Origin of the sequence: Ensifer canadensis (genome assembly GCF_017488845.2) — a bacterium.
Classification (GTDB): Bacteria; Pseudomonadota; Alphaproteobacteria; order Rhizobiales; family Rhizobiaceae; genus Ensifer; species Ensifer canadensis.
In genome coordinates, this window is sequence record NZ_CP083370.1 from 1725977 (window position 1) to 1749482 (window position 23506).

Sequence of the window (23506 nt, forward strand, 5' to 3'; positions counted from 1 at the left end):
CCGCACACGGATTGGTCAAGCCCGCTCCCGCTTCGACAAACCAATGGTTGAACTGCTCGGTCGTCAACGAACGGGAGCAAGCCGAACCCGCCTCACACCGCACTCAAATTTCAGCTTGATCGGCGCGTGCCGCATACAGTCCGAAATGCAGAAAGGCCCGCGTGCTGCCGCACACAGGCCCTTCATTGATCACGCTGGCGTCGTGCTCAGGCAGCGCGACCGTAAGCGGTCTGCCTTGCTGTTTCCCGCAACCGGAACTTGGTCAGCAGCATCTTCAGTTCGCGGCTCTCGGCTGCGAGCGTCTGGCTTGCTGCCGTCGTCTCCTCCACCATGGCGGCGTTCTGCTGGGTCATCTGGTCCATGCTGTTGACGGCGGTATTGACCTCCGCCAGGCCGGTCGCCTGTTCGCGGGCTGCCGTTGCAATCAAGGCGACCTGTTCGTTGACGCGGTTGACCAGCGCTTCGATCTCCGTCAGCGCATCGCCGGTCGAGCGCACGAGCTCGACGCCGGCGCCAACTTCGCGCACCGATGTTCCGATCAGTGCCTTGATCTCCTTGGCGGCACCGGCAGAACGTTGCGCCAGTTCGCGCACTTCCTGCGCAACCACGGCAAAGCCACGGCCGGCTTCGCCTGCCCGCGCCGCTTCGACGCCGGCGTTCAGCGCCAGAAGGTTGGTCTGGAAGGCGATCTCGTCGATCACGCCGATGATCTGGCTGATCCGGCTCGATGAGGTCTCGATCCGCCCCATGGCGTCGATGGCATTGCGCACGATGCCGCCGGATTTCGCAGCACTCGCCCTGGTCTCATCGACCATGTTGCGCGCTTCGTTGGCCCGGTCGGAGGAATGACGCACCGTCGACGTAATCTCGTCGAGGGCAGCTGCCGTCTCTTCCAGTGCCGCCGCCTGCTGTTCGGTACGGCGCGACAGGTTGTTGGCCGCCTCCGAAATGTCTCCAGCGCTGGCGGTGACGATCTCGGTCGAATGCGAGATTGAACCGATGACATCGCGCAGAGCAGCAACGGCCGTGTTGAAGTCCTGCCTCAGCTTGCCGTACTCAGGGGCGATATCGCCAATTTCAGCCGTCAGGTCACCGCTTGCCAGCAGTTCGAGGGCGGCACCGACTGTCTCCATCGCATCGGCCTGTGCGTCGGCCGTTGCCCGCTGGCGCTGCTCATTGCCGCGCCGCTCGGACGCCAGCCTGTCCTGTTGCTCGGCCTCACGGAAGCGCAGCTCCAGTCGCTCGCGCACCGAGTCGCGCAGCACGACGAGAACCTTGGCCATCTGGCCGATCTCGTCTCCGCGGTCGGTTTCCGGCACTTCGGATGACAGGTCCTCATCGGCAATCGACCGCATCGAGGCCTTCAGCTTTTCGACCGGCTTGACGACGCTGCGCACGATCGCCAGCGCCGCCATCACGATCGCCAGCGCCGCGGCGAGAAGAATGCCGGCCACCTGCCACGCGCGTTCACGGAACATGGCGGTGAGGTCGTCGGAATAGACGCCGGTGCCGACCACCCAGCCCCAGGGCCTGAAGCCGGCGAGGTGCGAATACTTCAGCACAGGCTCGTCGGCGCCCGGCTTCGGCCAGTAGTAGTCGACGAAGCCCTGCCCGCTCTTTTCCACCGTCTTCACAAATTCGACAAAGAGGTGCTTGCCATTGGGATCCTTGTTGGCGGAAAGATCCCTGCCATCCAGTTCCGGCTTGATCGGATGCATGATCATCGTCGGATGCATGTCGTTGATCCAGAAGTAACCGCTGCCCTGGTAGCGCATCGCCTTGATCGCTTCGAGGGCGCGCTTCTGCGCGTCTTCGCGCGACAGCGTGCCGGCCACTTCCTGTTTGTGGTAGGCGTCGAACACCGCAATGGCGTTCTCGTTCATTGCCGACAGCATCGCCTTGCGTTCGCCCACGAGCTTGTCCTGCGCCTGAAGCAGACCGAAGGTCAGCGCCGCCGCCATGGTCAAAAGTGCGAACGCGACGAGCGCGTAGAGCCGCACCGAAATCCTGAATCGTTTCATCCCCAGTCCCCTGCCTCCAGTAGAAGCGTGCAGGATAGGGACCGCGCTTTGCAAAGCCCCTAACAAACGATCCCTAATTTTTACAATTCTGAATTATCACCTTCGAAAGGAATGGCGTTCGCCATCATGGACTAACGCGATTTGTCGCCCGCCGCTCTTCCCTGACGAAGCAACCATGCGCTACATCTTTCCCGACACAGGGAGACAGGCCGCATGACCGCAGACAACAAACCGACCGGCGAACTGACCTTGCGCACGCTCGCAATGCCTGCCGACGCCAATGCCGCCGGCGATATTTTCGGCGGCTGGGTCATGGCGCAGATGGACCTTTCCTGCGGCATTCGCGCCGCCGAGCGGGCCCGTGGCCGCGTGGTGACGGCAGCGGTGAAGGAAATGGCCTTCGCGCTACCGATCAAGATCGGCGATACGCTCTGCATCTACACCGATGTCGTCAAGGTCGGACGCACATCGATGACGCTCAAGGTCGAGGCCTGGGCGCAGCGCTATCTCTCGCATCTGATGGAAAAGGTGACCGACGCGATCTTCGTCATGGTCGCGCTCGACGAAAATGGCAAGCCGAAGGCGGTACCGGAGGAATAGGAGGAGCGTTCATGGATCCGACCCTACCTGATCCGGCGATTTTCTCGCATATCCGCGTCGTCATGGGCATGGTCGTCAGTCTCAGCCTTGCGAGACTGCTGAGCGGGCTTGCCCTCTTCGTGCAGCATCCGGGAAAGACCGGGGTCTACTGGATCCACCTCGGCTGGGTCCTGTTCATGTTCGTCTTTCTCGTGCACTTCTGGTGGTGGGAATTCCACCTCCATGCCCTGCCTGTGCTTGACGTCACCGTCTATCTCTTTCTCATCCTCTATTGCTGCGTCTTCTTCTTTCTTTGCGTGCTCTTGTTTCCGACGACACTGGAGGATTACAGCGACTACGAGCATTACTTCATGTCGCGGCGAAGCTGGTTCTTTGCGTTTCTGGCACTCGCCTTTGCCGTCGACCTCGTCGACACCGCGCTCAAGGGCAAGGCCTATTTCACGTCCTACGGACTGGAATACCCGATCCGCAACGTGACCTACATTGTGCTCTGCCTGATCGCCGCCTGGACGCCGAACCGGCGTTTCCATGCCGCGTTCCTCATCGGCGCCGTCACCTATCAGCTTGTCTGGATGTACCGCGCCTTCGACCTCTTGGATTGAACACCGCCAAGGCTGTTCTTGACCACCACAATGACGTTATTCCCGAGCTGCCTCTCCTGCCGCAAAAGCGTTCCGCAAAATGCGCCGACAACAAAACAAACAAACTCCATAAATTTTATATTCTTCTCTTACACTGATCCCAGTTCACCGGACGGCGCCCTAGGCCCGCCAGCAAACAGGAGCGGGACAGATGTTCAAACTGACCAGACGGCTTTTCGGCACCGGCCTCTTCACCGCCGCAGTACTGGCCTCCTTCGGCGTCATGGCCGAAGAGCTGAAGGAATTCCGCATCGGCTTCCAAAAGACCGGCCTGCCTGTTGTCGCCCAGCAGCAGAAGGTTATCGAGAAAGCGCTGGAGCCGAAAGGCATCGCCGTTTCCTGGGTGGAGTTCACCGCCGGGCCACCGCTGGTCGAAGCGTTGAACGTCGGTTCCATCGATGTCGGCTGGACCGGCGACGCACCGCCGATCTTCGGCCAGGCCGCCGGCTCGGCGATCGTCTATGCCGCTGCACTTCCGTCGAACGGCAAGGGCGAAGCGATCTTCGTCAAGCCGGGCTCGCCGATCCAGACGCTCGCGGATCTCAAGGGCAAGAAGATCGGTGTCGGCAAGGGCACCAGCGCCCACAATCTGGTGGTCGCTGCTCTGGAGAAGGCAGGCATCGGCTTCGGCGACGTTACCCCTGTTTATCTGAGCCCCGCCGATGCGGCGGCCGCCTTCGCCAGCGACAAGATCGATGCCTGGGCTGTCTGGGATCCATTCTTCGCCATCGCCGAAACGCGCTACAAGCCACGCATTCTGACGACGTCGGCCGAGACCTTGAAGGTCAACACCTATTTCCTCGCCAACCGCGACTTCGCTGCCAACCATGCAGACGCCGTCACCACCACGATTGCAGCGCTGAAGGAGGCCTCCGTCTGGGCCGACGCCAACCGCGACAAGGTGGCGGCCGCCTTGCATGAGGTGACCGGCGTGCCGCTTGAGGCACAGACGATCGCGGCGAACCGCAGCGTCTTTTCGATCGGGCCGATCACCGACGATATCGTCGCCGGCCAGCAGCAGACCGCCGATCGCTTCTTCAAGCTCGGGCTCATCCCCAAGCAGATCACCATTTCCGATGCTGTCTGGACGGCGCCGGGCAACTGATCCCTCTCCCTCCCAAGGCGAGAACCGGCCGGCGTCGAGACGGAAGTTTCGGCGCCGGCGCCGCGAAGACAGAAGGCCCCGAACAGACGAGGACCTAAGCCATGGTGAGAACCGCACCGAACACCGTCGCGCGCAACCTTGCGGGCTGGCTGCTGCCCGCCGCCCTGATCCTTGCCTGGGAAGCGGCTTCCCGCGCGGGCCTGATTTCCGAGAGCGTGATGGCGCCGCCCTCGGCCGTGCTTGCCGCCTTCGTCCGTCTCCTCGCCTCGGGAGAGCTTGTCGAAAACATCGGCATCAGCACGCTGCGGGCACTTTCGGGTTTTGTCATCGGCGGTTCGATCGGTTTTGCGTTCGGACTTGCCAACGGCCTGTCACGCTTGAGCCGGGATCTGACCGACACGACGCTGCAGATGGTGCGCAACATTCCGCATCTGGCACTGATCCCGCTGGTCATCCTGTGGTTCGGCATCGACGAAGAGGCCAAGCTGTTCCTCGTCGCGCTCGGCGTCTTCTTCCCGATCTACGTCAACACGCTGCTCGGCATCCAGGGAGTCGACCCGCAGCTCGTGGAGATGGGCCGGATCTACGGCATGTCGAGGCGCGAACTCTTCTTCCGCGTCATCCTGCCAGGCGCCCTGCCGGCAATCTTCGTCGGCCTGCGCTATGCGCTCGGCATCATGTGGCTGACGCTGATTGTGGCCGAGACGATCGCGGCCTCCTCAGGCCTCGGCTACATGGCGATGCAGGCACGGGAGTTCCTGCTGATCGATGTCGTCATCCTGTCGATCCTGATCTACGCGCTGCTCGGCAAACTCGCAGATAGCTTCGCACGGTTGCTCGAGCGACTGACGCTGCAATGGCACCCGGCCTTCCAGCCGGCCTGATTGCCGTTGAACTGGACGAGCCCGATCCCGAGGAAAAATGGAGCAATCCCGATGTCCGTCATCGCCCTACATCCAAAACAGAAACAGGAAGCGAGCGACACCCCCGCGACCAGCCTGGGTCCCACCTCGCCGTCACCAGTTTCGACAAACGCTCCGCTCGACTTCTCGCTCCGCGGCATCACCAAACGCTTCGGTGACAAGACCGTTCTCGACGGCATCGATCTCGATGTACCGCAGGGGCAGTTCGTCGCCGTTATCGGCAAGAGCGGCTGCGGCAAGAGCACCTTGCTGCGCATCCTCGCCGGGCTGGATAGCCCAACGAGTGGCACCCTGACCGTTGCCGGCGGCAGGGCGTCGGAGCGGCGCAGCCGCATCATGTTTCAGGAGCCGCGGCTTTTGCCCTGGGCGAGGATCGGCCGCAATGTCGAAATCGGCCTCACCGGCATCGCCAAGGGCGAAGTCGCCCGCGACCTCTCGCTCCAGATCCTTAAAGACGTCGGTCTTGTCGACCGCGCTGAGGAATGGCCGTCGGTGCTGTCGGGTGGGCAGAAGCAGCGCGTGGCGCTGGCCCGGGCGCTGGTCGCTCACCCCTTCATCCTGGCGCTTGACGAGCCGCTTGGCGCACTCGACGCCCTGACGCGCATCGAGATGCAGCAGCTCCTGGAGCGCATCTGGCAACAACAGAACTTTACCGCCGTACTTGTCACCCACGATGTGGCCGAGGCCGTGGCGCTTGCCGACCGCGTCGTCGTCATCGATGAAGGCCGCATTGCGCTCGACCTGTCGATCCCGCTCGCCCGCCCGCGCCGACATGGCAGCCCCGAAACCGCCCGGCTCGAAGGGCAAATCCTGGATCGATCGTTCGGCCGGGGATAAGGTGCCGCTTTCGATCGCTGTTTGGGACGATGCCCATTGACGAACACAACCCTCCGTGGAAGCAATGCAATCATTGCCCGCATAGTAGGTTGGAACATGAACTCAGCGACCGCCGATACCGTTCCTCCGCGTTTCTTCTGGCGCCGCTTCGCAGCCTTTGTGATTGACACTCTGCTCTTTTACGTCGTCGCAATCGTTATTGCGGTCACCCTTGCGTTCGTTCTTCCCTGAGCGCCACGCTTCTTCGTTTCCGCGACAACCCAATGCGAACCTGCCGGGCAGAGCGCGCTTGCAGATAGAATCGACCGCGAATGGCCGCTCGCCACAGGACAGACGCGTGAGAACCAGATCTGCATGACGTCCATATGGGGAGTGCCCGAAGGCAGGGCGTTCGTTTCAACATTGATCGATGTTGATGACAAACCGGCACAACGCTCGATCAGTCTTGCGATCGACGAGACCGGCAAGCCGATTGAATTTGAATCCATGCAGGTCGGACGCGGCGTTCTGGACCAACTCGCGCCGCTGGTTTTCTTCTGCTTGTGCAGTGCCGGCTTCATAGCACGCTTCGGCACCACGCCCGGCAAACGGCTGCTCGCCTTGCGCGTGGTTCAGGGCAACGGCGAACCGCTGCCGTTTGCCTCGGCCGCCAAGCGAGAGACGTTACGGATGCTGCCGTCAATACTGCTCACTGTATTCGGTGCGCCGATGATGCTCCTGTCGGCGTTAGCGATCTTTGGCACCGGCGACATTCTGATGGATGCAGTCGAAACCGTGACTGTTTTCGGCGCTCCCGCCCAGGTCATCCTGTTGGCCAGCTTTCTGGTCTTCACGCTTTTCGCTCTGATCTGGTGGGTTTTTCCCTTCATGCGCTGGCGCGGCCAGACAATCTACGATCGTCTGACTGGCTCCCATGTCGCGTCAGGCGAACCGTTCAGCGAACGGCGGGTTCACCTGCAGCGACAGCGTCCTGACGGACAGATGACGCCATTACAGCGCCGCGCGTCAAACAGGACGCGCCAAGAACGCTGTAACGCTTTGAACTAGCTGCATAATTTTACCGCTAAAGCAGATTCGATTTAAGGAATTATGCAGTAGGCTGACCCGCTCACCCCTTGAAGATGAACGAGGCACCGATGGCGATCAGGGAGAAGCCGACGAGATGGTTCCAGCCGATCGATTCCTTCAGCCAGAAGACCGAGAACGCCGCGAACACCAAGAGCGTGATTACCTCCTGCATCGTCTTCAACTGTGCCGCGGAGTAGACCTCGTGGCCGATACGATTTGCCGGCACGGCCAGACAATATTCGAAGAAGGCAATGCCCCAACTGGCGACGATCGCCATGTACAGCGGCGACGACGTGTATTTCAGGTGCCCATACCAGGCGAATGTCATGAAGACGTTGGAGATCAGGAGCAGCAGGATCGGCCAGAGATAGGCCGGATTGATGGAGAACGACATGAGGATCCTCGAAGGCGCGAATCGTTCCGGCAGGATGATCTTGCCGCTCGCGCTATGACAAGCGCAAACATCATCTGAGACGCGCGATCGGCAGCGCACGAGACCTGAATTTGTCGTTGACAAAATCCCGGTAAACTGCTGTAAAGACGTTAATTTGCGCCGGTCGGCGCAGCTATGCCGCTGATCGTCGTCGCATGGAGTTATGCGTTCGAGGAACAGCGACGCGCCGGCATCCATCAACTTCTGCCGCCCGACCTCCGGCGCCTTGGTGCGCGGTCGCCCGACCTTTGCGGCCGCCCGCGTCGATTCCTGTTCCTTTCCATGGCTTTGCCCGTTCTGCCGCATTCGGCTACAATTGACATTGCTGCCTTAATTAGGGCCCGAAGATGCGATCAATGGATCGCGGTGCCTGCGCCAGGGGCCAGGCAGAACACAAAAATAACGCACCAAACCCAGAAAACACGGCGATATCTAACCCAAATGGATTAGATTGCGCACGAATATTCGTATTTTTTGCCCTTTGCCACAATTTTGCACCAGACGGTGAGCAAAGTCCGCGCACCGTCCGACGGGACAGGCAGGGGAATACCACACTCCGACGGCAATCGCCGTGAAGTTGGCACCGCGTTTCATCGCGGTTCGCCGACGCGCTGATGCTGCGTTCAAGGTGCAACGCACGAGGCGCGAACCGCCGATATCCCCGAAAACAGTGATCGATGCAGATGAAAACCGGGGGCAGTGTTCGGCGATCGCCAGGCACATCCGGGATGCACGCACCAAACAACTTGGCAAGGAGACCTGACCATGAAGGTCCTGGCGTTTCTCGCGGCTGCCTATGTCGCGCTTTTGACACCGGATGTGGCCACGGCGGGCATGTTGGCCCAGGCCCAGCAATATAACGGCCTGCACGAGGTCAAGAACAACAAGCGGCTCCGGACCGCGCTCGGCATCAATCCGGCCCGCACCCCCTGGTGCGGCCACTTCATGGGCTTGATAGCCCGTAAGGCTGGCCGAACACCGCCACAAAGCTTCGGCATCGCCCGCTCCTGGCTGCGTTTCGGCGCGCCGGTCAAGCTGTCCTATGCCCGTCCCGGCGACATCATCGTTGTGCGCACCGGCCGCAGCTATCACGTCGGCATCATCTCCGCCCTGTCCAAATCGACGGCGAAGGTGATTGGCGGCAACCAATCGGGTCGCGTCACGGTTTCGCAGTTCACCCGCGGTCAGGTGGTCGCAGTTAGACGTTAGCCGACGACGGAAAGATCTGCGGTCAACGAACGAGGCTATCGTCGCGCATGTCCGGCTGCGCACCGTCGAGCGACAGGCGCATCGCGCAGCGCCGCTCGGCCGGTAGGCCGTTTGTCGCCTCCTTCGCCAGGATCTGGGCCAGCCGCGAGCCGAGCTCTTCTTCGCCGAGCGTCAGGAAGCCGAGCTTGCGATAGAAGCGCTCGTTCCAGACGAGTTCGCGGAACGTGGTCAGCGTCACCTCGCCAAGCGAGCGGTCGCGCGCATGCGCGATAGCGGCTGCGAACAAGGCGCGCCCAAGTCCAAGGCCTTGCCGCTCGTGCAGCACCGCGAGCTGCCAGATGTGCAGAGCACCATCGCTGATCTCGGCGCAAAGAAATCCAAGCGGGCGGTCGCGATCGTCGACCGCAACCCAGGAAAGACCGGAGCGAACGAATTCCAGATGCGATGCGACCGACTGGACGTCGTCGTCAGCAATCCAGGCAAGCTCGGGCACGGTGCGAAATGCCTCACCCGACGATCTCTCGATATCGGGCAGCGCTGGCGCATCGTCTTCACGGGTCAGTCGTATCAGGGCGTTCATGGCGGCATCCTATCGACGGAATTTGGTCCGTCGAAACAGTCTTTCGATAGAACGCCCAAGTAAGCGATAACGACGATACGTTTCTAGAGTTTTCTCCATGAAGACAAACGCTTATCCCCATATCTTCGCCAACCACACGCGATCCGCCCCCGGCGGAACCGTCAGGCGCATAACGCACAAGCCCGCCGGCAGCATCGAAACCGCCAATGACCGTGGCGATGGTCAGCCGGTTGACGAACCAGTCGAGCGGCTGCTTCGCCTCATCTTCAAAGGCGGCGCCGAACGCCTCTGGATGGCGCGAATGACCATCGAGGCATAGCGCCCGATGGAGGTCGACGTCTGGGGCAATCAAGCCGGCGGGGTTGAAAGGAAGACAGCACGGTTCCAAAATTGGCTGCTGGGCGAAAGATCCTCTCCGCATAGACCCGCCGCGTCACGGCAATCCGTGACGCCGGCAACCGGATTCCGAATTTTAAATCTTCGCCCTAAACACTTGAATCAACAATCAAACACTCTACTCATCGCGCAACCCGCGAGGCCATCTGCGCGATCTGTTCCAACGCGGCGCTCAGCCCCGCAGACGGGCTCGTCAAGGGGCGCGTTCCTCGACGCACAAGCTCGGCCGCCCCGGCCATGGAGGCTTGAGCGAGAGCGACAATCGCCGCGCCATCGTTATAGGCGGCGTCGGCTGCATCGGCGATTGCGGCGAGATAGCCATCGCGGTCACCGGCCTTGAACAGACCCCATGCGCCTGCGACGAGACGCACCTCGAGCGCCACACCCTTTCGCTTCGTGGCCTCGGCAAAAAGCGCAGTGGTCGGCGCCACGGTCGTTTCGACGGCGCAGAGCGCCACCACCTTTTCTCCGATCGACGCTGCCTTTTCGGCAAGCGCGGCATCAGTCCGCAACACCGGCACCGGCGCTTCACGCACGATCGCGGTACTCGGCCCGAGCGTCGAACAGGTGAGGAGCACGGCGTCGGCGCCGCCTGCAAGCGCCGTCAGCGCTGCAGCCGTCTCCTCGGCTATATCGTCGGTGAGCCCGCCTGCCCGTTCCGCAGCCTCGAGCAGGTCCGGCCGCACCGCATGGCGAAGCACGCCCGCGGCAAGGCCGAGTTCGCGCGCGGCGGCTTCGAAGACGGCGACGTTGCTGTCGGCGGTATGCAGGCACGCGATGATCAAGATGCTTTCCCTCACGCTGGATTCGCGCTTTGCGGTCGCCGTCGGCCACTCGCTGCCGGTAAACTTCGCACGTTACGTCGCCGGCTGGAAACAGGGATTGAGGCCCCCAACACAACGCAGGTCCTTCCATCGCTTCAAACGTGCAATCCACGGGCGAAAGCGCCTTCGGCCCGCAAATGGCCCCAAAATCGGCGCAGCAATCGATGCCGACACACGATCGCCGCGCTTTTCGCGCTTCTAGATATTGCTAAATTACGTTACCCTTAATTTCCTCTAGCTGTACGCCGCGGGAGGGGCTTGCCCCTTTGGAACGGAAGCTCGCAGTCATCCTCGCTGCCGATGTCGCTGGCTATAGTCGCCTCGTCGCGACCGACGAGGAAGGTACGCTTGCGACGCTGGGCACCTATTGCGCCACGATCGGCGACCTCGTCGCCGAGCATGGCGGTCGCATTTTCAGCACTGCCGGTGACAGCGTCGTCGCCGAGTTCCACAGCGCCGTCCAGGGGGTCCGCGCCGCCGTTGCTATCCAGCGCGCCCTGCAACGCCGCAATGCCGATCTGGCGCCGGAGAAACGCATGGAGTTCCGCATCGGCATCAATCTCGGCGACGTCGTGGTCGAAGGCACAAACCTGTTGGGCGACGGCGTCAACGTCGCAGCGCGGCTGCAGCAGGTGGCGCGACCGGCCGGCGTCTGCATCTCGGGAACGCTGCACGACCAGATCGAGGGCAAGCTCGACTTCCCCATGGTCAAGCTCGGCGAGCAGACGCTCAAGAACATGCCGCGGCCGGTGCTGGTGCACAGCGTCGACTGGCGCGAAGACCCGACGGTGCCCGACCTGCCCGGCATGCCGCTCCGCCTGCCGAACAAGCCGTCGATCGCCGTGCTCCCCTTCCTCAACATGTCGGACGATCCCGGCCAGGACTACTTCGCCGACGGGTTGACCGAGGACATCATCACCGGGCTCTCGCTCTGTCGCTGGTTCTTCGTCATCGCGCGGAACTCCTCCTTCGCCTACAAGGGGCACGCAGCGGACGCGAAGCAGATCGGCCGCGATCTCGGCGTGCGCTACATCGTCGAGGGCAGCGTGCGCCGATCAGGAAGCCGCGTGCGTGTCACCGGGCAATTGATCGAGGCCGAGACCGGCGTGCATCTCTGGGCGCAGCGCTTCGATCGCGAAGTGGCGGACATCTTCGCCATCCAGGACGAACTCACCCAGCACGTCGTCGCCGCCATCGAGCCGGAAATTCTGATCGGCGAAAATCGGCGAGCGCTGTTGCGCGGCACCGAGAACCTCGACGCCTACGAATGCCATATGCGCGGCACGCTGCTGCACAACGCCCAGGACACGGCCGCGCATTTCTCCGAGGCGATCGACTGGCATCGTCGTGCCATCGCGCTCGATCCGGATTTCGGCCGCGCCCATATGATGCTGGCGCGTTCGCTCTACGCCCGATGTTTCTTCGGCTTCAGCGACGATATCGACCGCGACAGGACTGAACTGCTCGCCGCAGCCGAGCGCGCCATCGCGCTCGAAGATCGGGATCCCTATTCGCACTACGTCATGTGCCTTGCCAATTTCGCAGCCCATCGTCCGCATGCGGCCGTTGCCGAAGCGCAGCAGGCGATCGATCTCAACCCCAATCTCGCATTGGCCTATATGGCACTCGGCTGGGCCCGCATTTTCATCGGCCGCTTCGCCGAAGCGCTCGATCCACTGCACAAGGCCTTGCGTCTGAGCCCGCACGATCCGCTGACCTATCTCTTCCTTAACCGGCTCGCGCTTGCCCACTATCATCTCGGCAATTACGAGGAGGCGCAGCACCATGCCGAGCGCGGACTGCTGTTGCGGCGCACCTATTTCAATCTGGTCGTTGTGCTCGCCTGCCTCGGCCAGCTCGGGCGCACGGAGGATACCTGCAAGCTTATCGACGAGGCGATCGCCAACGCCCCCTCTGATCTCAAGCGCTACTGGCAGATCCTCACCGCCTATGTCGATCCCGCCGACTACGCGCATTTCACCGACGGGCTGCGCAAGGCGGGCCTGCCCGCTATACCGTGAGGCGCCATGACACGTGCGCAACAGCTCGGCGTCGTGATCGGTCTGGCCGTCGTGGTAGTCCTGACATTGCTGCGCGCCAGCGATCCGCAGCTTCTGAAACAGGCGCGCGACGTCACCTTCGACGAATATCAGCGGCTGTCCCCGCGCGCCTACGAGCCGATGCCGGTCAAGGTCGTCGATATCGACGAAGCCTCGCTGCGCGCCTTCGGGCAATGGCCCTGGCCGCGAGACCGGCTGGCGAAGCTGACGGACAGGCTGGCGGAGATGGGGGCGTCGGCGATCGCCTTCGACATCCTGTTTGCCGAGCCGGATCGGCTGTCGCCACGCAACGTATTGCGCGACGTGCCGGAGATCGATCCCACGCTGCTTGAGCGCCTGCCCGACAATGACGAGGTCTTTGCACAGTCGATCGCGGAAAAGCCCGTCGTCCTCGGCTTCGGGTTGACCAACGAAGGAAGCTACCTGCCGCCGGTCAAGGCGGGCTTCGCCTTCACCGGCGAAAGTCCGATCGGCGCACCGCCGCGCATTCTGTCGGCCACGCCGCTGCGACCGCAACTGGAGAGCAATGCCGCCGGTCTTGGCCATATCAGCCTCAACCCCAGCGACTCCTCGGCCGTCGTGCGAGCGGTGCCCCTGTTCCTGAGCGACGGCCAGCAACTCTACCCTAGTCTCGCAATGGAGGCGCTGCGTGTGGCGCAAGGCGCATCGACCTATGTCATCGCCGGCGCGCCCGACCTGCCCGATACGATGACGGCTGCCAAGATCGGCGATTTCGTCGTGCCCTTGACCGCCGCCGGCGAACTCTGGCTCTACGTCAGTCCCGATACAACCGAGCGCTATGTCTCCGCACGGCGCATTCTCGAGGATGGAGACATGTCTCCCGACGTCAGCGCGGCAATCGAAGGCAGCATCGTGTTCATCGGCACCTCCGCCGCCGGCCTGCAGGACGTTCGCACGACGGCGCTCGGCCAGAACGTTCCCGGCGTCTCGCTGCATGCCCAGATCGTCGAGCAGATCCTCTCCGGCCACTATCTCTCTCGCCCGGACTGGGCCAATGGCCTGGAAATCCTGGCGATTGCGATTGCCGGCTGCCTGCTCGTGCTGTTGACGACTTTCGTCAGTCCCGTCATGGCGCTTGCCTGCGGCATGGCGATCACGGCGCTGGCGCTCGTCGCCTCATGGGTCGCGTTCGCCTATGCCGGCCTGCTCTTCGATCCGCTGGCGCCGATCCTTGCGGCGTCCATCACCCATTTTTCGGCCACGGCGTTCCGCTTCCTCGTCACCGACCGCGAGCGCCGCGAGGTTCGCCAGGCCTTCGGCCGCTATCTCTCACCGTCGTTGCTCTATCGGATCGAACACAATCGCAACGCCCTTCGGCTCGGCGGCGACGATCGAGAACTGACGGTCATGTTCGTCGACGTGCGCAGCTTCACCGAGATCAGCGAGCGCATGGCGCCGACCGATGTCGTTACCTTTCTCAACACCCTGCTCGATGCGCTGAGCCGGCACGTCATTGCCAATGAGGGCACGCTCGACAAGTTCATCGGCGATTCGATCATGGCCTTCTGGAACGCACCGGTCGATGTCGCCAACCATCCGCGAAAGGCGCTGCGGGCAGCGCTCGGCATGCGTGAGACCTTGGCGCGGCTCAATGCCGACGACGCCTTCGGTTTCGGCGCGACGCAGGCGGTCGGTATCGGCATCGGTATCCATACGGGGATCGCCTGTGTCGGCAACATGGGCGCCGAGACGCGCTTCAACTATTCGGCTGTTGGCGACACGGTCAACATCGCCGCCCGCATCGAGGCGGCGTGCAAGGAGGTGAGCTTCGACATTCTCGTATCGGAAGCGACGGCGCAGGCGCTGCCCGGTTGCGCGCTGCTGGAAGCAGGCGCCCTGGGGCTGAAGGGAAAGACGACGCGAACCCGGCTCTTTGCCGTCGCCGGCGACGAAGGCGTCGCCTCTTCGCTCGACTTCGGTGAGTTGCACAGACTACATTCGAGGCTGATCGAAAACCTGCGTGCACGCGCCTCGACCAGCCGCAGCCTGGCCAATGCCGCCAAGCTCAAGGCGGCGGCGATCACGCCGGGTCTGGTGACCTTCTACGGCAGGATCACTCGCCGGGCGGAGCATTTCATCGATGTTCCCGCCGAGCAGGAAAGCCGAATCGCCGAGTAGCGATCAATCGTCATTGTCACCATCAAGGACGCGTTTGGCAGCCCGGTGGGGCACCTATTGCGCGGTCTCCTGCTACTCACCGGTGTTGCGACCACGGTCGCCACCGCCGCGTTTGCCGCCATCCTGGCTGTTGCCGCCACTCTGGGCGCCGACGTTCTGGCCGGCGCTGCTCTGAGTGCCGTTGGTCTGATTGCCGCTGCTCTGTTCCGTGCTGCCAGGTCCGGTGTCGTTGTTGTCGCCGCCCTGATCCTGATTGTCGCCGCCTTGATCCTGCTTGTCGCGGCCCTGGTCGTGCTTCTCGCCACCGCGATCATGCTTCTCACCTCGATCGTGCTTCACACCTCGATCATGCTTGTCATGGCCCTGTTCGCGAAGCTGCTTTTGTGGTCGCGGCGTTTCCGGCTTAGGCTCTTCGCGGACGACCGGATCCGGTTGCTGCGCCGGAGAACTCTCGCGCTGGATTGCAGCCCGTAGCCCGCAGCCGCCTCCGGCCCAACCCATGGCGCCGGAAAGCCGCTGGCCGCCAGACAAGAACGGCAAGGCCTGGGCGTTGCCGAGTGCTTGCAGCGTACGGCGGTTGACACGGCTGGCCTGGCTGACGGCGCCGCCGGGCTTTGCCACCACACAGTCGCAGCGCTGCGTCAGCTGGCGACATCCGCCGGCGCCGCAGAAGCTCGCCGCGCCGCTGAGCAGCACCATCGCGGTCGTTCCATCGCTGCCGACATAAAAATCGAACGCCGTGCCGCGCACGCCGATGGTGCCGGCCGGCGTGACGATTTCGTAAGCCGAATGTTTGGATTTGCCGCTGACCCAGCGAAAGGTTCCCTTGGCGGCCATGATCGTCAGTTTCTTCACCGACTTGCTGCCGTCATAGACGAACTGATCGATGACCACGGATGATCCCCAGCCGACAGCCAGCTTGGTCCCGTCCTGAAAGACGAATTGTCCAAGGCCGGACTTTGACGTCCGGATCCGTTCATCCCGGTAGACCGGGTCCCTGACCGCCAACGGACCACTCTTGCCGGAGACTTCCGTCCTGATCGAGACTGCCTGGCCAATGGGCTCGGCAGTAAAGCTCGGCACTGGACAAAAAAGCGTGGCACTAACAGCGATGAGTGCGGCACTGCGCAAACGCGACATGAGCCCCTCCAAACCACTCTTTTTACCACGCGGCATGGCCGGATGTCTGCTCGCCCATTCGAGGTAACCGGCGGCAACCAGAACTAGCAAAAGCTAACCCCTCCCCGTTGCCGGCGCGAAAACAATACGTCCAAAACGCCAGATGCGCCGGGCATGTTGCCTCACGAACGGCAGGCGCAAATACAACGCCAGATAGACAACTCAATGCACCGACACACCGGAAGCCACCCGTCGAAAGCTGCCGTGAGCCGACAGGAAGACGAGGAAACGGTGGGCATTGCCTGGCCAAGGCGAACGGGCTGGTAGTCTGCTTCCGCCGGGCCATAGGGAAGCCAAGATGCACACGATGCAAGCGTCGCGCTTTCAGCTGCGACTGGCGTCATTGCCGGCTGTTTTCTTGAGCCGGAACCGATGACGGCAAGATGCAGCAGTTGGAACGACTGCAAGCTCCAGTTGATCTTGCTAGATCGGGGGTCGCACATGCGCCCGCAGACTACCTCTCCCCGTTGGCGGGCAAGCTCGGCCACCGACATGGGCAAACCGTCGCCCCAGGACCGGTAAACACCCGGAAGAATCCATGCATTTCGTTTCCCTTTTGTACTCATTCCCCCTTTATTTTCGTTATGACTCTGTCCATATTCCCGCCATGGCCCAGGATCCGAAGACGTCTGCAAAAAATCCCCCCAGGAAAACCACAGTGCCCGGCGGCTTCGAGGAAGTCCCGCAGGCGCCGCTGTCGGGAACGCCGCTATCCGGCAACGTCTCCGATTGGGTGAAACAGCTCGAGGCCGATGCCGAGGCTTCCGCCTTCGAGAGCCAGCGCGAGGTCGCCTCCAAGGCCGGCAAGCACCGCAAGAAGGTGGAGATCGCCGCGAAATCGGCCGCAGGCCGCAAGCCCGAAGGGGCGTCCGAGCCAATGCGAGGCCCACGCGGAGCGAAGGCGCAAGGCGCCGACAGCGTGAGCGGAAGGACGTCCCGCGGGACGTCCATGGGCGGCACGACCGACCCGAAGACGCGCGCCGCGGCGGGCCTCAATCCGGTCGCCGGCCTCGACGTGTCGCTTGAGGATGCCGACAAGCTGTCCACTTCCGGCGTCACCGCCACCGTGGAGGCGCTGTCGGCGCTGATCGAGAGCGGCAATCCGCTGTTCAAGGACGGCAAGCTCTGGACGCCGCACCGCCCTGCCCGGCCGCCGAAATCCGAAGGCGGCATCGAGATCCGCATGGTCTCCGACTACGAGCCCGCCGGCGATCAGCCGACGGCGATCGCCGATCTCGTCGAGGGCCTTGCCTCCGGCGAGCGCAGCCAGGTGCTGCTCGGCGTCACCGGCTCGGGCAAGACCTTCACCATGGCCAAGGTGATCGAGGCGACCCAGCGCCCCGCCGTCATCCTCGCGCCCAACAAGACCTTGGCCGCCCAGCTCTATTCCGAGTTCAAGAACTTCTTCCCCGACAACGCGGTCGAGTACTTCGTCTCCTATTACGACTACTACCAGCCGGAAGCCTACGTGCCGCGCTCGGACACCTTCATCGAGAAGGAATCCTCGATCAACGAGCAGATCGACCGCATGCGCCACTCGGCCACCCGCTCGCTGCTGGAGCGCGACGACTGCATCATCGTCGCCTCGGTCTCGTGCATCTACGGTATCGGCTCGGTCGAGACCTATACCGCCATGACCTTCCAGATGAGCGTCGGTGACACGCTCGACCAGCGGCAGCTGCTGGCCGACCTGGTGGCGCAGCAATACAAGCGCCGCGACATGGATTTCCAGCGCGGCTCGTTTCGCGTGCGCGGTGATACCATCGAAATCTTTCCGGCCCACTTGGAAGATGCCGCCTGGCGCATCTCCATGTTCGGCGACGAGATCGACGCCATCACCGAGTTCGATCCGCTGACCGGCCAGAAGACCGGCGACCTGAAATCGGTAAAAATCTACGCCAACTCGCACTACGTCACCCCGCGCCCGACGCTGAACGGCGCCATCAAGGCGATCAAGGAAGAGCTGAAGCACCGGCTGGCCGAGTTGGAAAAGGGCGGCCGCCTCCTCGAAGCCCAGCGGCTGGAGCAGCGCACCCGCTACGACATCGAAATGCTGGAGGCCACCGGCTCCTGCGCCGGCATCGAGAACTATTCGCGATACCTCACCGGCCGCAATCCCGGCGAGCCGCCGCCGACGCTGTTCGAATACATCCCCGACAACGCGCTGCTGTTCATCGACGAGAGCCACGTCTCCGTCAGCCAGATCGGTGGCATGTATCGCGGCGACTTCCGCCGAAAGGCGACGCTGGCCGAATACGGCTTCCGCCTGCCCTCGTGCATGGACAACCGTCCGCTGCGCTTCGAGGAATGGGACGCCATGCGCCCCGACACCGTCGCGGTTTCGGCCACGCCCGGCAGCTGGGAAATGGAGCAGTCCGGCGGTGTCTTTGCCGAACAGGTCATCCGCCCGACCGGCCTGATCGATCCGCCGGTGGAAGTGCGCTCGGCGAAAACCCAGGTCGACGACGTGCTGGGCGAAATCCGCGAGACGGCCGCTGCCGGCTACCGCACGCTGGTGACGGTGCTGACCAAGCGCATGGCCGAGGACCTGACCGAATACCTGCACGAACAGGGCATTCGCGTCCGCTACATGCACTCCGACATCGACACGCTGGAGCGCATCGAGATCATCCGCGATCTTCGTTTGGGTGCTTTCGACGTGCTCGTCGGCATCAACCTCCTGCGCGAAGGCCTCGACATTCCCGAATGCGGCTTCGTCGCCATCCTCGACGCCGACAAGGAAGGCTTTTTGCGCTCGGAGACGTCGCTGGTGCAGACCATCGGCCGTGCCGCGCGTAACGTCGACGGCAAGGTCATCCTCTATGCCGACCAGATCACCGGGTCGATGCAGCGCGCCATGGACGAAACCAGCCGCCGCCGCGAAAAGCAGATGGCCTTTAACGAGGCCAACGGCATCACGCCGGAATCAGTAAAGGCAAAGATCTCCGACATCCTCGACTCGGTCTACGAGAAGGACCACGTGCGCGCCGACATCTCCGGCGTCGCCGGCAAGGGCTTTGCCGATGGCGGCCACCTCGTCGGCAACAACCTCCAGGCGCACCTCAACGCGCTGGAAAAGCAGATGCGCGACGCCGCCGCCGACCTCGACTTCGAAAAGGCCGCCCGCCTGCGCGACGAGATCAAGCGCCTCAAAGCCGCCGAACTCGCCGCCATGGACGACCCGATGGCACGGGAAGAAGCCAAGGCGATCGAAGGTGGAACGGGGCGGAAAAAGGCAACGGCACCAAATAGCGGTAAGGCCTCCCCCTCGCCGTCATCCTCAGCCTTGAGCCGAGGACCCACCACCATCGCGGACGACAATTCCCTGTTCCAGAAACCGTCGCTCGACGACATGGGTCCGGGCACCGACACCGAACGCCCGCTGTTTCGCAAGCCCGAACTCGACGAAATGGGCCGCGACGTGGCAACGCCGGCCGGCCGCAAGGATGCCGAGAGCCAATCGCTCTTCCGCAAGAACAGCCTCGACGAAATGACTGTCGGCCGCACCGAAAAACCCGTCATCGGCAAGCTGCCGGACAAGCCGCTCATCCGCGCCAAACCGGGCGTCGGTTCCTATGAAGACCCCGTCGACGAAAAGCGTCAGAAGGGGCGGACGAAGGGCAAGACGGGGCGGCCGGGGAAGTAGCGTCGGCAACGGCGAACAAGTTTGCGTTATCCCGGCGCAGCTCTCATCACACCACGCCCAGTATGCGCGAACCAGACGCGCCAAGGATAGGACCTTTCTCAAGGCGCAGCGCCATTCAATGTGAGGGCGGCGCGGGTTGCAAAGCCTATCGCTGGCGTCAAGCTTGGGATCCACTTCTATGAGTATCTTGTCGACGTGACCTGACCAGACGAGATGACCGCGCGGCGAGGATGATATGCAGAAAGTTAAATTGGCACTCCAGAAACTGAGAGGTTCCGGTCGAATCAAACCCGTAAATGAGAACGCATCTGCGTTTAACTTCCGCTACATCAAAGCATAGTTCTTTTTGGGAGAGCAGCCGCAGAGTCGTCAATCATTCGGCAGAACTGAACTCATCCAGTTCCGTCGCCTCAGGCGGCCTGGCCAAACAGGACTGCCTTATGCGGCCACGTGGGCTTCCTCTGCTTTAGCTTTCCATAAGACCGCGCTCCGGCCCGATGGCTTGAGTACCCCCGCACGTCTTAATCGAATGATGGGCTGGCTAATTCAACTCCACCCCCCCTGTGCCTATCAAGCTCCTGCATCATCAGGCCCTTGAGGTCGCGCGGCTCGGCGAGTTGCGGATCGTAGCCGGTGTCGGCATGGATCTTCCGGCGCACCAGATCCTTCAGGAGAACGCAGGCCGCCTGCAGCCGGGCAAATTGCCCGGAATCGCGCAAAGCTTTGCGGACGGCAGCGGCTAGCCCAGCATGCATCACCGCTCCGCGCTACAGCTTCATCTCCGCCAGCGCCCTATGCAGGGGCGCATCTGAAATCAGGATCGCGCCGGTGAACGGAATGTCCATGTCGAGCACGACATAGACAGAGGCGGCGATGAACATCGCCGAAACCACGAACATGGCGACGACCACGACGTTTTGCGGCGCGCGATAGCCGAAGCTGGCGAAGATCAGCGTCATCCACGCCATCAGCATGCCGATGACGGGCATCGGTATTGCGCCTTCCGATTGCTCGACGATCGTCCAGCGCTGTTCGACGATGCGGTTATATTGCTGGCGGGCACTCACCAGCATGGATTCATGCAGGCTGTCGGCGGGCTGAATGGCCGCGAGGCTGCTACCGACCGTATCCAGCCGCTGTTGCGTGGAATTGGGTCCCTGGTGCTGCACATTGTCGACCCTTTCGGGATCGGCAATCACCCCCTCTACATAGGCGATCAGATATTGCCGCGCATCGTTGCCGGCGAGGCCATAGGTCCTGAGCGTCCGGTCGAGAAGGATCAGATTGATGGCGAAGGAATGCACATTGTCGTCGATCCCCTCGAACGTATTCTTGGCCGAATTGATCATCAGGCCGAAGACCAACGACGCCATGACCACGAAGATATTGGCAACGAGCCGCACGACGGTATTGGTGTCATCATCGCGATGACGCGCCGGCAGCTTCGGATAGAGGTGCATCATGCCAAGCGCCGCCACACTCAGGCAAAGGAACGCGGCAACGGCAATCAAGATCGCACTCATTCCGGCCCCGTTCCCGTTATTCCACTGCCCTCTGTCCGTCTGGCGCGTCCCATGGGCGGCTACTGCATGTTTCCTTAAATCCTATTCGCTTTAAAGAAACATGCAGCAGTTCAAAGTGCTACAGCGACCTTTGCCCATCTAGTCAGATGCGCGGCGCTGTAGGATAGGAACTTTATCAAAGTCCGCAACGGCTGAGGTGTTGGCCGACGGTCTCGAATCCGCGGCAGCCCGGTCGTCAGTTCACGACATCGCCGAGCTTGAGCCATCGTCTTGCGGGCCACGCTTTAGCCGCCAGTGCCAGCCGTCACCTGCCCCAGCACTCCAACCAGCGCCTTGCCATCGGTAAAATAGGGATCGCCACCGCCGTTGCGGCCGGTCGTGGTGGCGCCTATGCCGGGGATGTCGTAGGTCGAGGAAACCTGTCCGGCCTTTTGCAAATCGCCGATGACCAAGTCTCGCTCTGCGTCCAGGTTCGGGCCGATATGGTGGGTGATCTGGCCGGTGTCGTGGCTGAAGCCGACACCGCGGTCGAAGCTGGCCGAGCCGAGCCAAAGCGGCTTGCCATCCGAGCCGGTATGTTTGGTCTGCCAGAAGCGCACGTGGTTTCGCTCGTCGGCGCTGTTACCGACGGGCTTTTCAAACGCCAGATCCTGTTTCCGGCCCTCGAAGAACAAAGGGCTGACCGGTGCATCGAGGTCCGGCCGATCGAGCACCACGCTCAATCCGATGTCGACGGAGGATCGCAGGGTTATCTTGTCGGCCGGATCCCAGCCGGCCGCGGCGAAGGCGCGGATCACCTGTTCCTTGGAGCCAACGAGGCCGACGTTGATAGGGTCGCCGGGAATATCCTGCTCGGTGGTGGTGACCATGGCGCTAAAATCGTCAACCCGGCTCCTGTCGTGAAAGATCCAGAGCTCCGGCAGCAGGAAATAGCTGACCAGCAGATAGGCGACCAGCACAACCGCCAGGACGCTCAGAGATGCATGAAGTTTCCTGCGACGGGTCATCTGCGTTCACCCTAGTCCCGGTGCGGTGATATCAGCTAAAGGCGATATCAGCTAAACCTGAAACAGCCAGGAAAGCAACGTGTGGTTATGGTCATGCCGATCCTGCACCAGCCCGTCTCCGTTCCGCCACCACCGCCGCAAACTCATTCCCTGCGCTCTGAACCGACGCGACCGCCTTGCGTGTCCCAAAAACGACCGTCGAGTATGGTGCAGACGGCTGCAGCTGCACGCCGTTGACGAGTATTCCTGCATCTCGCAAAGCCCATAGCAAAACAGGCGGCCATTCAAAGTGCTGCAGCGACTTTGCGCGTCTGATTAAGACGCGCGGCGCTGTACGCGAACCGGATCGCCGCGTTTTCAAGCGCAGTGACGGCCAGTTGGAGGCAGAACGTCCGCAGGCTGCCGGCGTCGGGCCGCGAGTGGCGAGCGGCACGGCTCCCTTGCCTTCTGCGGCAAGATGCGAGCAGCGCTACTCCGCGGCGTGCGCCTTTACCTCCAGCGCCTCCAGCTCGTAGGAATAGCCTTCCAGCATTTCATAGGCCTGCTCGATCGTCTTGATCTGCTCTTCGGTGGTCTTGATCGCCTCGGCGATCGAGCGTGAGCGGGCGCGCAGCATCGAGCCGAGGACGTCGGTTTCCGGCCGGCGGCCGAGGCGGTCGAGGTGTTTTCGCACGCGGGCGCGGTGGCGCTCCAGCTCGAGGATGTGGAAGCGGCTCTTGACGATATCGTCGGAAAGCTTGCGGCGCATGGCGGCGACGGGGTCGAAGCTGCCGGGCTCGCGCTCGTCGAGAATGAAGTCGTTGACCAGGGTCTCCAGCATCATCAGGCCCTTGAGGTCGCGCGGCTCGGCGAGCTGCGGGTCGTAGCCGGTGTCGTCAAAGACCTTGCGGCGCACCGGATCCTTCAGGAGATCATAGACCGCCTGCAGCCGGGCGAATTGCTCGGCATCGCCGCCCGAGTCGGGATGGGCCGCCTTGGCCGCCTTGCGATAGGCCGTGCGGATGGCCTGGTCGTTCGCGTCGCGGTCCACGCCAAGCATCTCGTAGGGATCGATCACGCTGCCCCCTGTTCGTCTCGCATTCCGATTTCTCCGCCTGACCTAACGCACGCAACCGAAGACCGGAACCAATCACCGGTAAAGCCTGCGCGTTATCCCAAACTTGTTCAAGTGCTGATGCGGCGTGATGGGATCATCACCGCATCCGGGCGCCGCGTTCATCAAGTCGAGGCGCGCCGAAGCACTCGCCCTTCCGACGCGGCGGCGCGCACGTTCGTCCGTGGTCGGGACGAAATTGTGGTCGGAAACGGGCCGTCC

General features: G+C 62.5%; 20 protein-coding genes and 1 pseudogene. 12 read left to right on the plus strand and 9 right to left on the minus strand.

Annotated elements, in window-relative coordinates; all coding sequences use genetic code 11:
- Nucleotides 1-206: 206 nt before the first annotated feature.
- Entirely contained in the window at nucleotides 207-2021 is a 1815-nt protein-coding gene (locus J3R84_RS08450; protein ID WP_057214291.1) for a methyl-accepting chemotaxis protein, read from the minus strand.
- Between the two features lie 213 nt (nucleotides 2022-2234).
- Between J3R84_RS08450 and J3R84_RS08455 the strand changes: the two genes are divergently transcribed.
- The 6 genes from J3R84_RS08455 (at nucleotide 2235) to J3R84_RS08480 (ending at nucleotide 7174) form a co-directional block, all read left to right on the plus strand.
- On the plus strand, nucleotides 2235-2621 hold the full coding sequence (locus tag J3R84_RS08455; RefSeq protein ID WP_025427288.1) for an acyl-CoA thioesterase: 387 nt from the start codon (nucleotides 2235-2237) through the stop codon (nucleotides 2619-2621).
- Nucleotides 2622-2632: 11 nt separating this feature from the next.
- Nucleotides 2633-3223 carry a hypothetical protein gene (locus tag J3R84_RS08460; RefSeq protein ID WP_025427289.1) on the plus strand — a complete coding sequence of 197 codons (591 nt, stop codon included), beginning with the start codon at nucleotides 2633-2635 and terminating at the stop codon, nucleotides 3221-3223.
- Nucleotides 3224-3413: 190 nt separating this feature from the next.
- Nucleotides 3414-4367, plus strand: a complete 954-nt coding sequence (locus J3R84_RS08465) for an aliphatic sulfonate ABC transporter substrate-binding protein (protein ID WP_025427290.1) — start codon at nucleotides 3414-3416, stop codon at nucleotides 4365-4367.
- Nucleotides 4368-4468: 101 nt separating this feature from the next.
- Entirely contained in the window at nucleotides 4469-5251 is a 783-nt protein-coding gene (locus J3R84_RS08470; protein WP_051509170.1) for an ABC transporter permease subunit, read from the plus strand.
- A gap of 51 nt (nucleotides 5252-5302) precedes the next feature.
- Nucleotides 5303-6127 carry an ATP-binding cassette domain-containing protein gene (locus tag J3R84_RS08475; RefSeq protein WP_203528635.1) on the plus strand — a complete coding sequence of 275 codons (825 nt, stop codon included), beginning with the start codon at nucleotides 5303-5305 and terminating at the stop codon, nucleotides 6125-6127.
- A 354-nt stretch (nucleotides 6128-6481) separates the two neighbouring features.
- Nucleotides 6482-7174 carry an RDD family protein gene (locus tag J3R84_RS08480; RefSeq protein ID WP_082523667.1) on the plus strand — a complete coding sequence of 231 codons (693 nt, stop codon included), beginning with the start codon at nucleotides 6482-6484 and terminating at the stop codon, nucleotides 7172-7174.
- Between the two features lie 61 nt (nucleotides 7175-7235).
- Here the strand turns inward: J3R84_RS08480 and J3R84_RS08485 are convergent, their stop codons facing one another.
- Complete coding sequence (locus tag J3R84_RS08485; RefSeq protein WP_025427294.1) at nucleotides 7236-7589, minus strand: DMT family protein; 354 nt, start codon at nucleotides 7587-7589, stop codon at nucleotides 7236-7238.
- An 804-nt stretch (nucleotides 7590-8393) separates the two neighbouring features.
- Here J3R84_RS08485 and J3R84_RS08490 point away from each other — a divergent pair.
- Entirely contained in the window at nucleotides 8394-8837 is a 444-nt protein-coding gene (locus J3R84_RS08490; RefSeq protein WP_025427296.1) for a TIGR02594 family protein, read from the plus strand.
- A 22-nt stretch (nucleotides 8838-8859) separates the two neighbouring features.
- Here J3R84_RS08490 and J3R84_RS08495 read toward each other — a convergent pair whose 3' ends face one another.
- Nucleotides 8860-9417 carry a GNAT family N-acetyltransferase gene (locus J3R84_RS08495; RefSeq protein ID WP_025427297.1) on the minus strand — a complete coding sequence of 186 codons (558 nt, stop codon included), beginning with the start codon at nucleotides 9415-9417 and terminating at the stop codon, nucleotides 8860-8862.
- Nucleotides 9418-9514: 97 nt separating this feature from the next.
- On the opposite strand from J3R84_RS08495, the gene J3R84_RS08500 reads away from it, so the two are divergent.
- On the plus strand, nucleotides 9515-9736 hold the full coding sequence (locus J3R84_RS08500; protein WP_025427298.1) for a hypothetical protein: 222 nt from the start codon (nucleotides 9515-9517) through the stop codon (nucleotides 9734-9736).
- A 199-nt stretch (nucleotides 9737-9935) separates the two neighbouring features.
- On the opposite strand, the gene J3R84_RS08505 is transcribed toward J3R84_RS08500, so the two are convergent.
- Nucleotides 9936-10598, minus strand: a complete 663-nt coding sequence (locus J3R84_RS08505) for an aspartate/glutamate racemase family protein (RefSeq protein ID WP_057208711.1) — start codon at nucleotides 10596-10598, stop codon at nucleotides 9936-9938.
- Here J3R84_RS08505 and J3R84_RS08510 point away from each other — a divergent pair.
- The 3 genes from J3R84_RS08510 to J3R84_RS08520 all read left to right on the plus strand — a co-directional run bounded on the left by J3R84_RS08510 (nucleotide 10591) and on the right by J3R84_RS08520 (nucleotide 14836).
- Entirely contained in the window at nucleotides 10591-10839 is a 249-nt protein-coding gene (locus tag J3R84_RS08510; RefSeq protein WP_025427300.1) for a hypothetical protein, read from the plus strand. The genes J3R84_RS08505 and J3R84_RS08510 overlap by 8 nt on opposite strands.
- A gap of 64 nt (nucleotides 10840-10903) precedes the next feature.
- A complete protein-coding gene (locus J3R84_RS08515; protein WP_025427301.1) occupies nucleotides 10904-12658 on the plus strand; it encodes an adenylate/guanylate cyclase domain-containing protein in 1755 nt (584 codons plus the stop codon).
- Between the two features lie 6 nt (nucleotides 12659-12664).
- Entirely contained in the window at nucleotides 12665-14836 is a 2172-nt protein-coding gene (locus J3R84_RS08520) for a CHASE2 domain-containing protein (RefSeq protein WP_025427302.1), read from the plus strand.
- Nucleotides 14837-14908: 72 nt separating this feature from the next.
- On the opposite strand, the gene J3R84_RS08525 is transcribed toward J3R84_RS08520, so the two are convergent.
- Entirely contained in the window at nucleotides 14909-15976 is a 1068-nt protein-coding gene (locus tag J3R84_RS08525; protein WP_025427303.1) for a FecR family protein, read from the minus strand.
- A gap of 646 nt (nucleotides 15977-16622) precedes the next feature.
- On the opposite strand from J3R84_RS08525, the gene uvrB reads away from it, so the two are divergent.
- Nucleotides 16623-19661 (plus strand): excinuclease ABC subunit UvrB, encoded by a 3039-nt coding sequence (gene uvrB, locus J3R84_RS08530; RefSeq protein WP_203528657.1) that lies wholly within the window; start codon nucleotides 16623-16625, stop codon nucleotides 19659-19661.
- 575 nt (nucleotides 19662-20236) lie between these two features.
- Here the strand turns inward: uvrB and J3R84_RS08535 are convergent.
- The 4 genes and pseudogenes from J3R84_RS08535 to J3R84_RS08550 all read right to left on the minus strand — a co-directional run.
- Nucleotides 20237-20416, minus strand: a pseudogene (locus J3R84_RS08535) (molecular chaperone DnaJ); the annotation flags it as partial.
- Between the two features lie 12 nt (nucleotides 20417-20428).
- Nucleotides 20429-21184 (minus strand): bestrophin-like domain, encoded by a 756-nt coding sequence (locus J3R84_RS08540; protein WP_025427306.1) that lies wholly within the window; start codon nucleotides 21182-21184, stop codon nucleotides 20429-20431.
- A gap of 284 nt (nucleotides 21185-21468) precedes the next feature.
- Nucleotides 21469-22191, minus strand: a complete 723-nt coding sequence (locus J3R84_RS08545) for an LssY C-terminal domain-containing protein (protein WP_025427307.1) — start codon at nucleotides 22189-22191, stop codon at nucleotides 21469-21471.
- Nucleotides 22192-22660: 469 nt separating this feature from the next.
- Nucleotides 22661-23230, minus strand: a complete 570-nt coding sequence (locus J3R84_RS08550; protein ID WP_107027611.1) for a J domain-containing protein — start codon at nucleotides 23228-23230, stop codon at nucleotides 22661-22663.
- Between the last annotated feature and the right edge of the window lie 276 nt (nucleotides 23231-23506).

Bases quoted from the DNA above. Each gene is read 5' to 3' on its own strand.
- J3R84_RS08450 (WP_057214291.1), bottom strand. From the start codon at position 2,021: ATGAAACGATTCAGGATTTCGGTGCGGCTCTACGCGCTCGTCGCGTTC.
- J3R84_RS08455 (WP_025427288.1), top strand. From the start codon at position 2,235: ATGACCGCAGACAACAAACCGACCGGCGAACTGACCTTGCGCACGCTC.
- J3R84_RS08460 (WP_025427289.1), top strand. From the start codon at position 2,633: ATGGATCCGACCCTACCTGATCCGGCGATTTTCTCGCATATCCGCGTC.
- J3R84_RS08465 (WP_025427290.1), top strand. From the start codon at position 3,414: ATGTTCAAACTGACCAGACGGCTTTTCGGCACCGGCCTCTTCACCGCC.
- J3R84_RS08470 (WP_051509170.1), top strand. From the start codon at position 4,469: ATGGTGAGAACCGCACCGAACACCGTCGCGCGCAACCTTGCGGGCTGG.
- J3R84_RS08475 (WP_203528635.1), top strand. From the start codon at position 5,303: ATGTCCGTCATCGCCCTACATCCAAAACAGAAACAGGAAGCGAGCGAC.
- J3R84_RS08480 (WP_082523667.1), top strand. From the start codon at position 6,482: ATGACGTCCATATGGGGAGTGCCCGAAGGCAGGGCGTTCGTTTCAACA.
- J3R84_RS08485 (WP_025427294.1), bottom strand. From the start codon at position 7,589: ATGTCGTTCTCCATCAATCCGGCCTATCTCTGGCCGATCCTGCTGCTC.
- J3R84_RS08490 (WP_025427296.1), top strand. From the start codon at position 8,394: ATGAAGGTCCTGGCGTTTCTCGCGGCTGCCTATGTCGCGCTTTTGACA.
- J3R84_RS08495 (WP_025427297.1), bottom strand. From the start codon at position 9,417: ATGAACGCCCTGATACGACTGACCCGTGAAGACGATGCGCCAGCGCTG.
- J3R84_RS08500 (WP_025427298.1), top strand. From the start codon at position 9,515: ATGAAGACAAACGCTTATCCCCATATCTTCGCCAACCACACGCGATCC.
- J3R84_RS08510 (WP_025427300.1), top strand. From the start codon at position 10,591: ATGATCAAGATGCTTTCCCTCACGCTGGATTCGCGCTTTGCGGTCGCC.
- J3R84_RS08520 (WP_025427302.1), top strand. From the start codon at position 12,665: ATGACACGTGCGCAACAGCTCGGCGTCGTGATCGGTCTGGCCGTCGTG.
- J3R84_RS08525 (WP_025427303.1), bottom strand. From the start codon at position 15,976: ATGTCGCGTTTGCGCAGTGCCGCACTCATCGCTGTTAGTGCCACGCTT.
- uvrB (WP_203528657.1), top strand. From the start codon at position 16,623: ATGGCCCAGGATCCGAAGACGTCTGCAAAAAATCCCCCCAGGAAAACC.
- J3R84_RS08540 (WP_025427306.1), bottom strand. From the start codon at position 21,184: ATGAGTGCGATCTTGATTGCCGTTGCCGCGTTCCTTTGCCTGAGTGTG.
- J3R84_RS08545 (WP_025427307.1), bottom strand. From the start codon at position 22,191: ATGACCCGTCGCAGGAAACTTCATGCATCTCTGAGCGTCCTGGCGGTT.
- J3R84_RS08550 (WP_107027611.1), bottom strand. From the start codon at position 23,230: ATGCTTGGCGTGGACCGCGACGCGAACGACCAGGCCATCCGCACGGCC.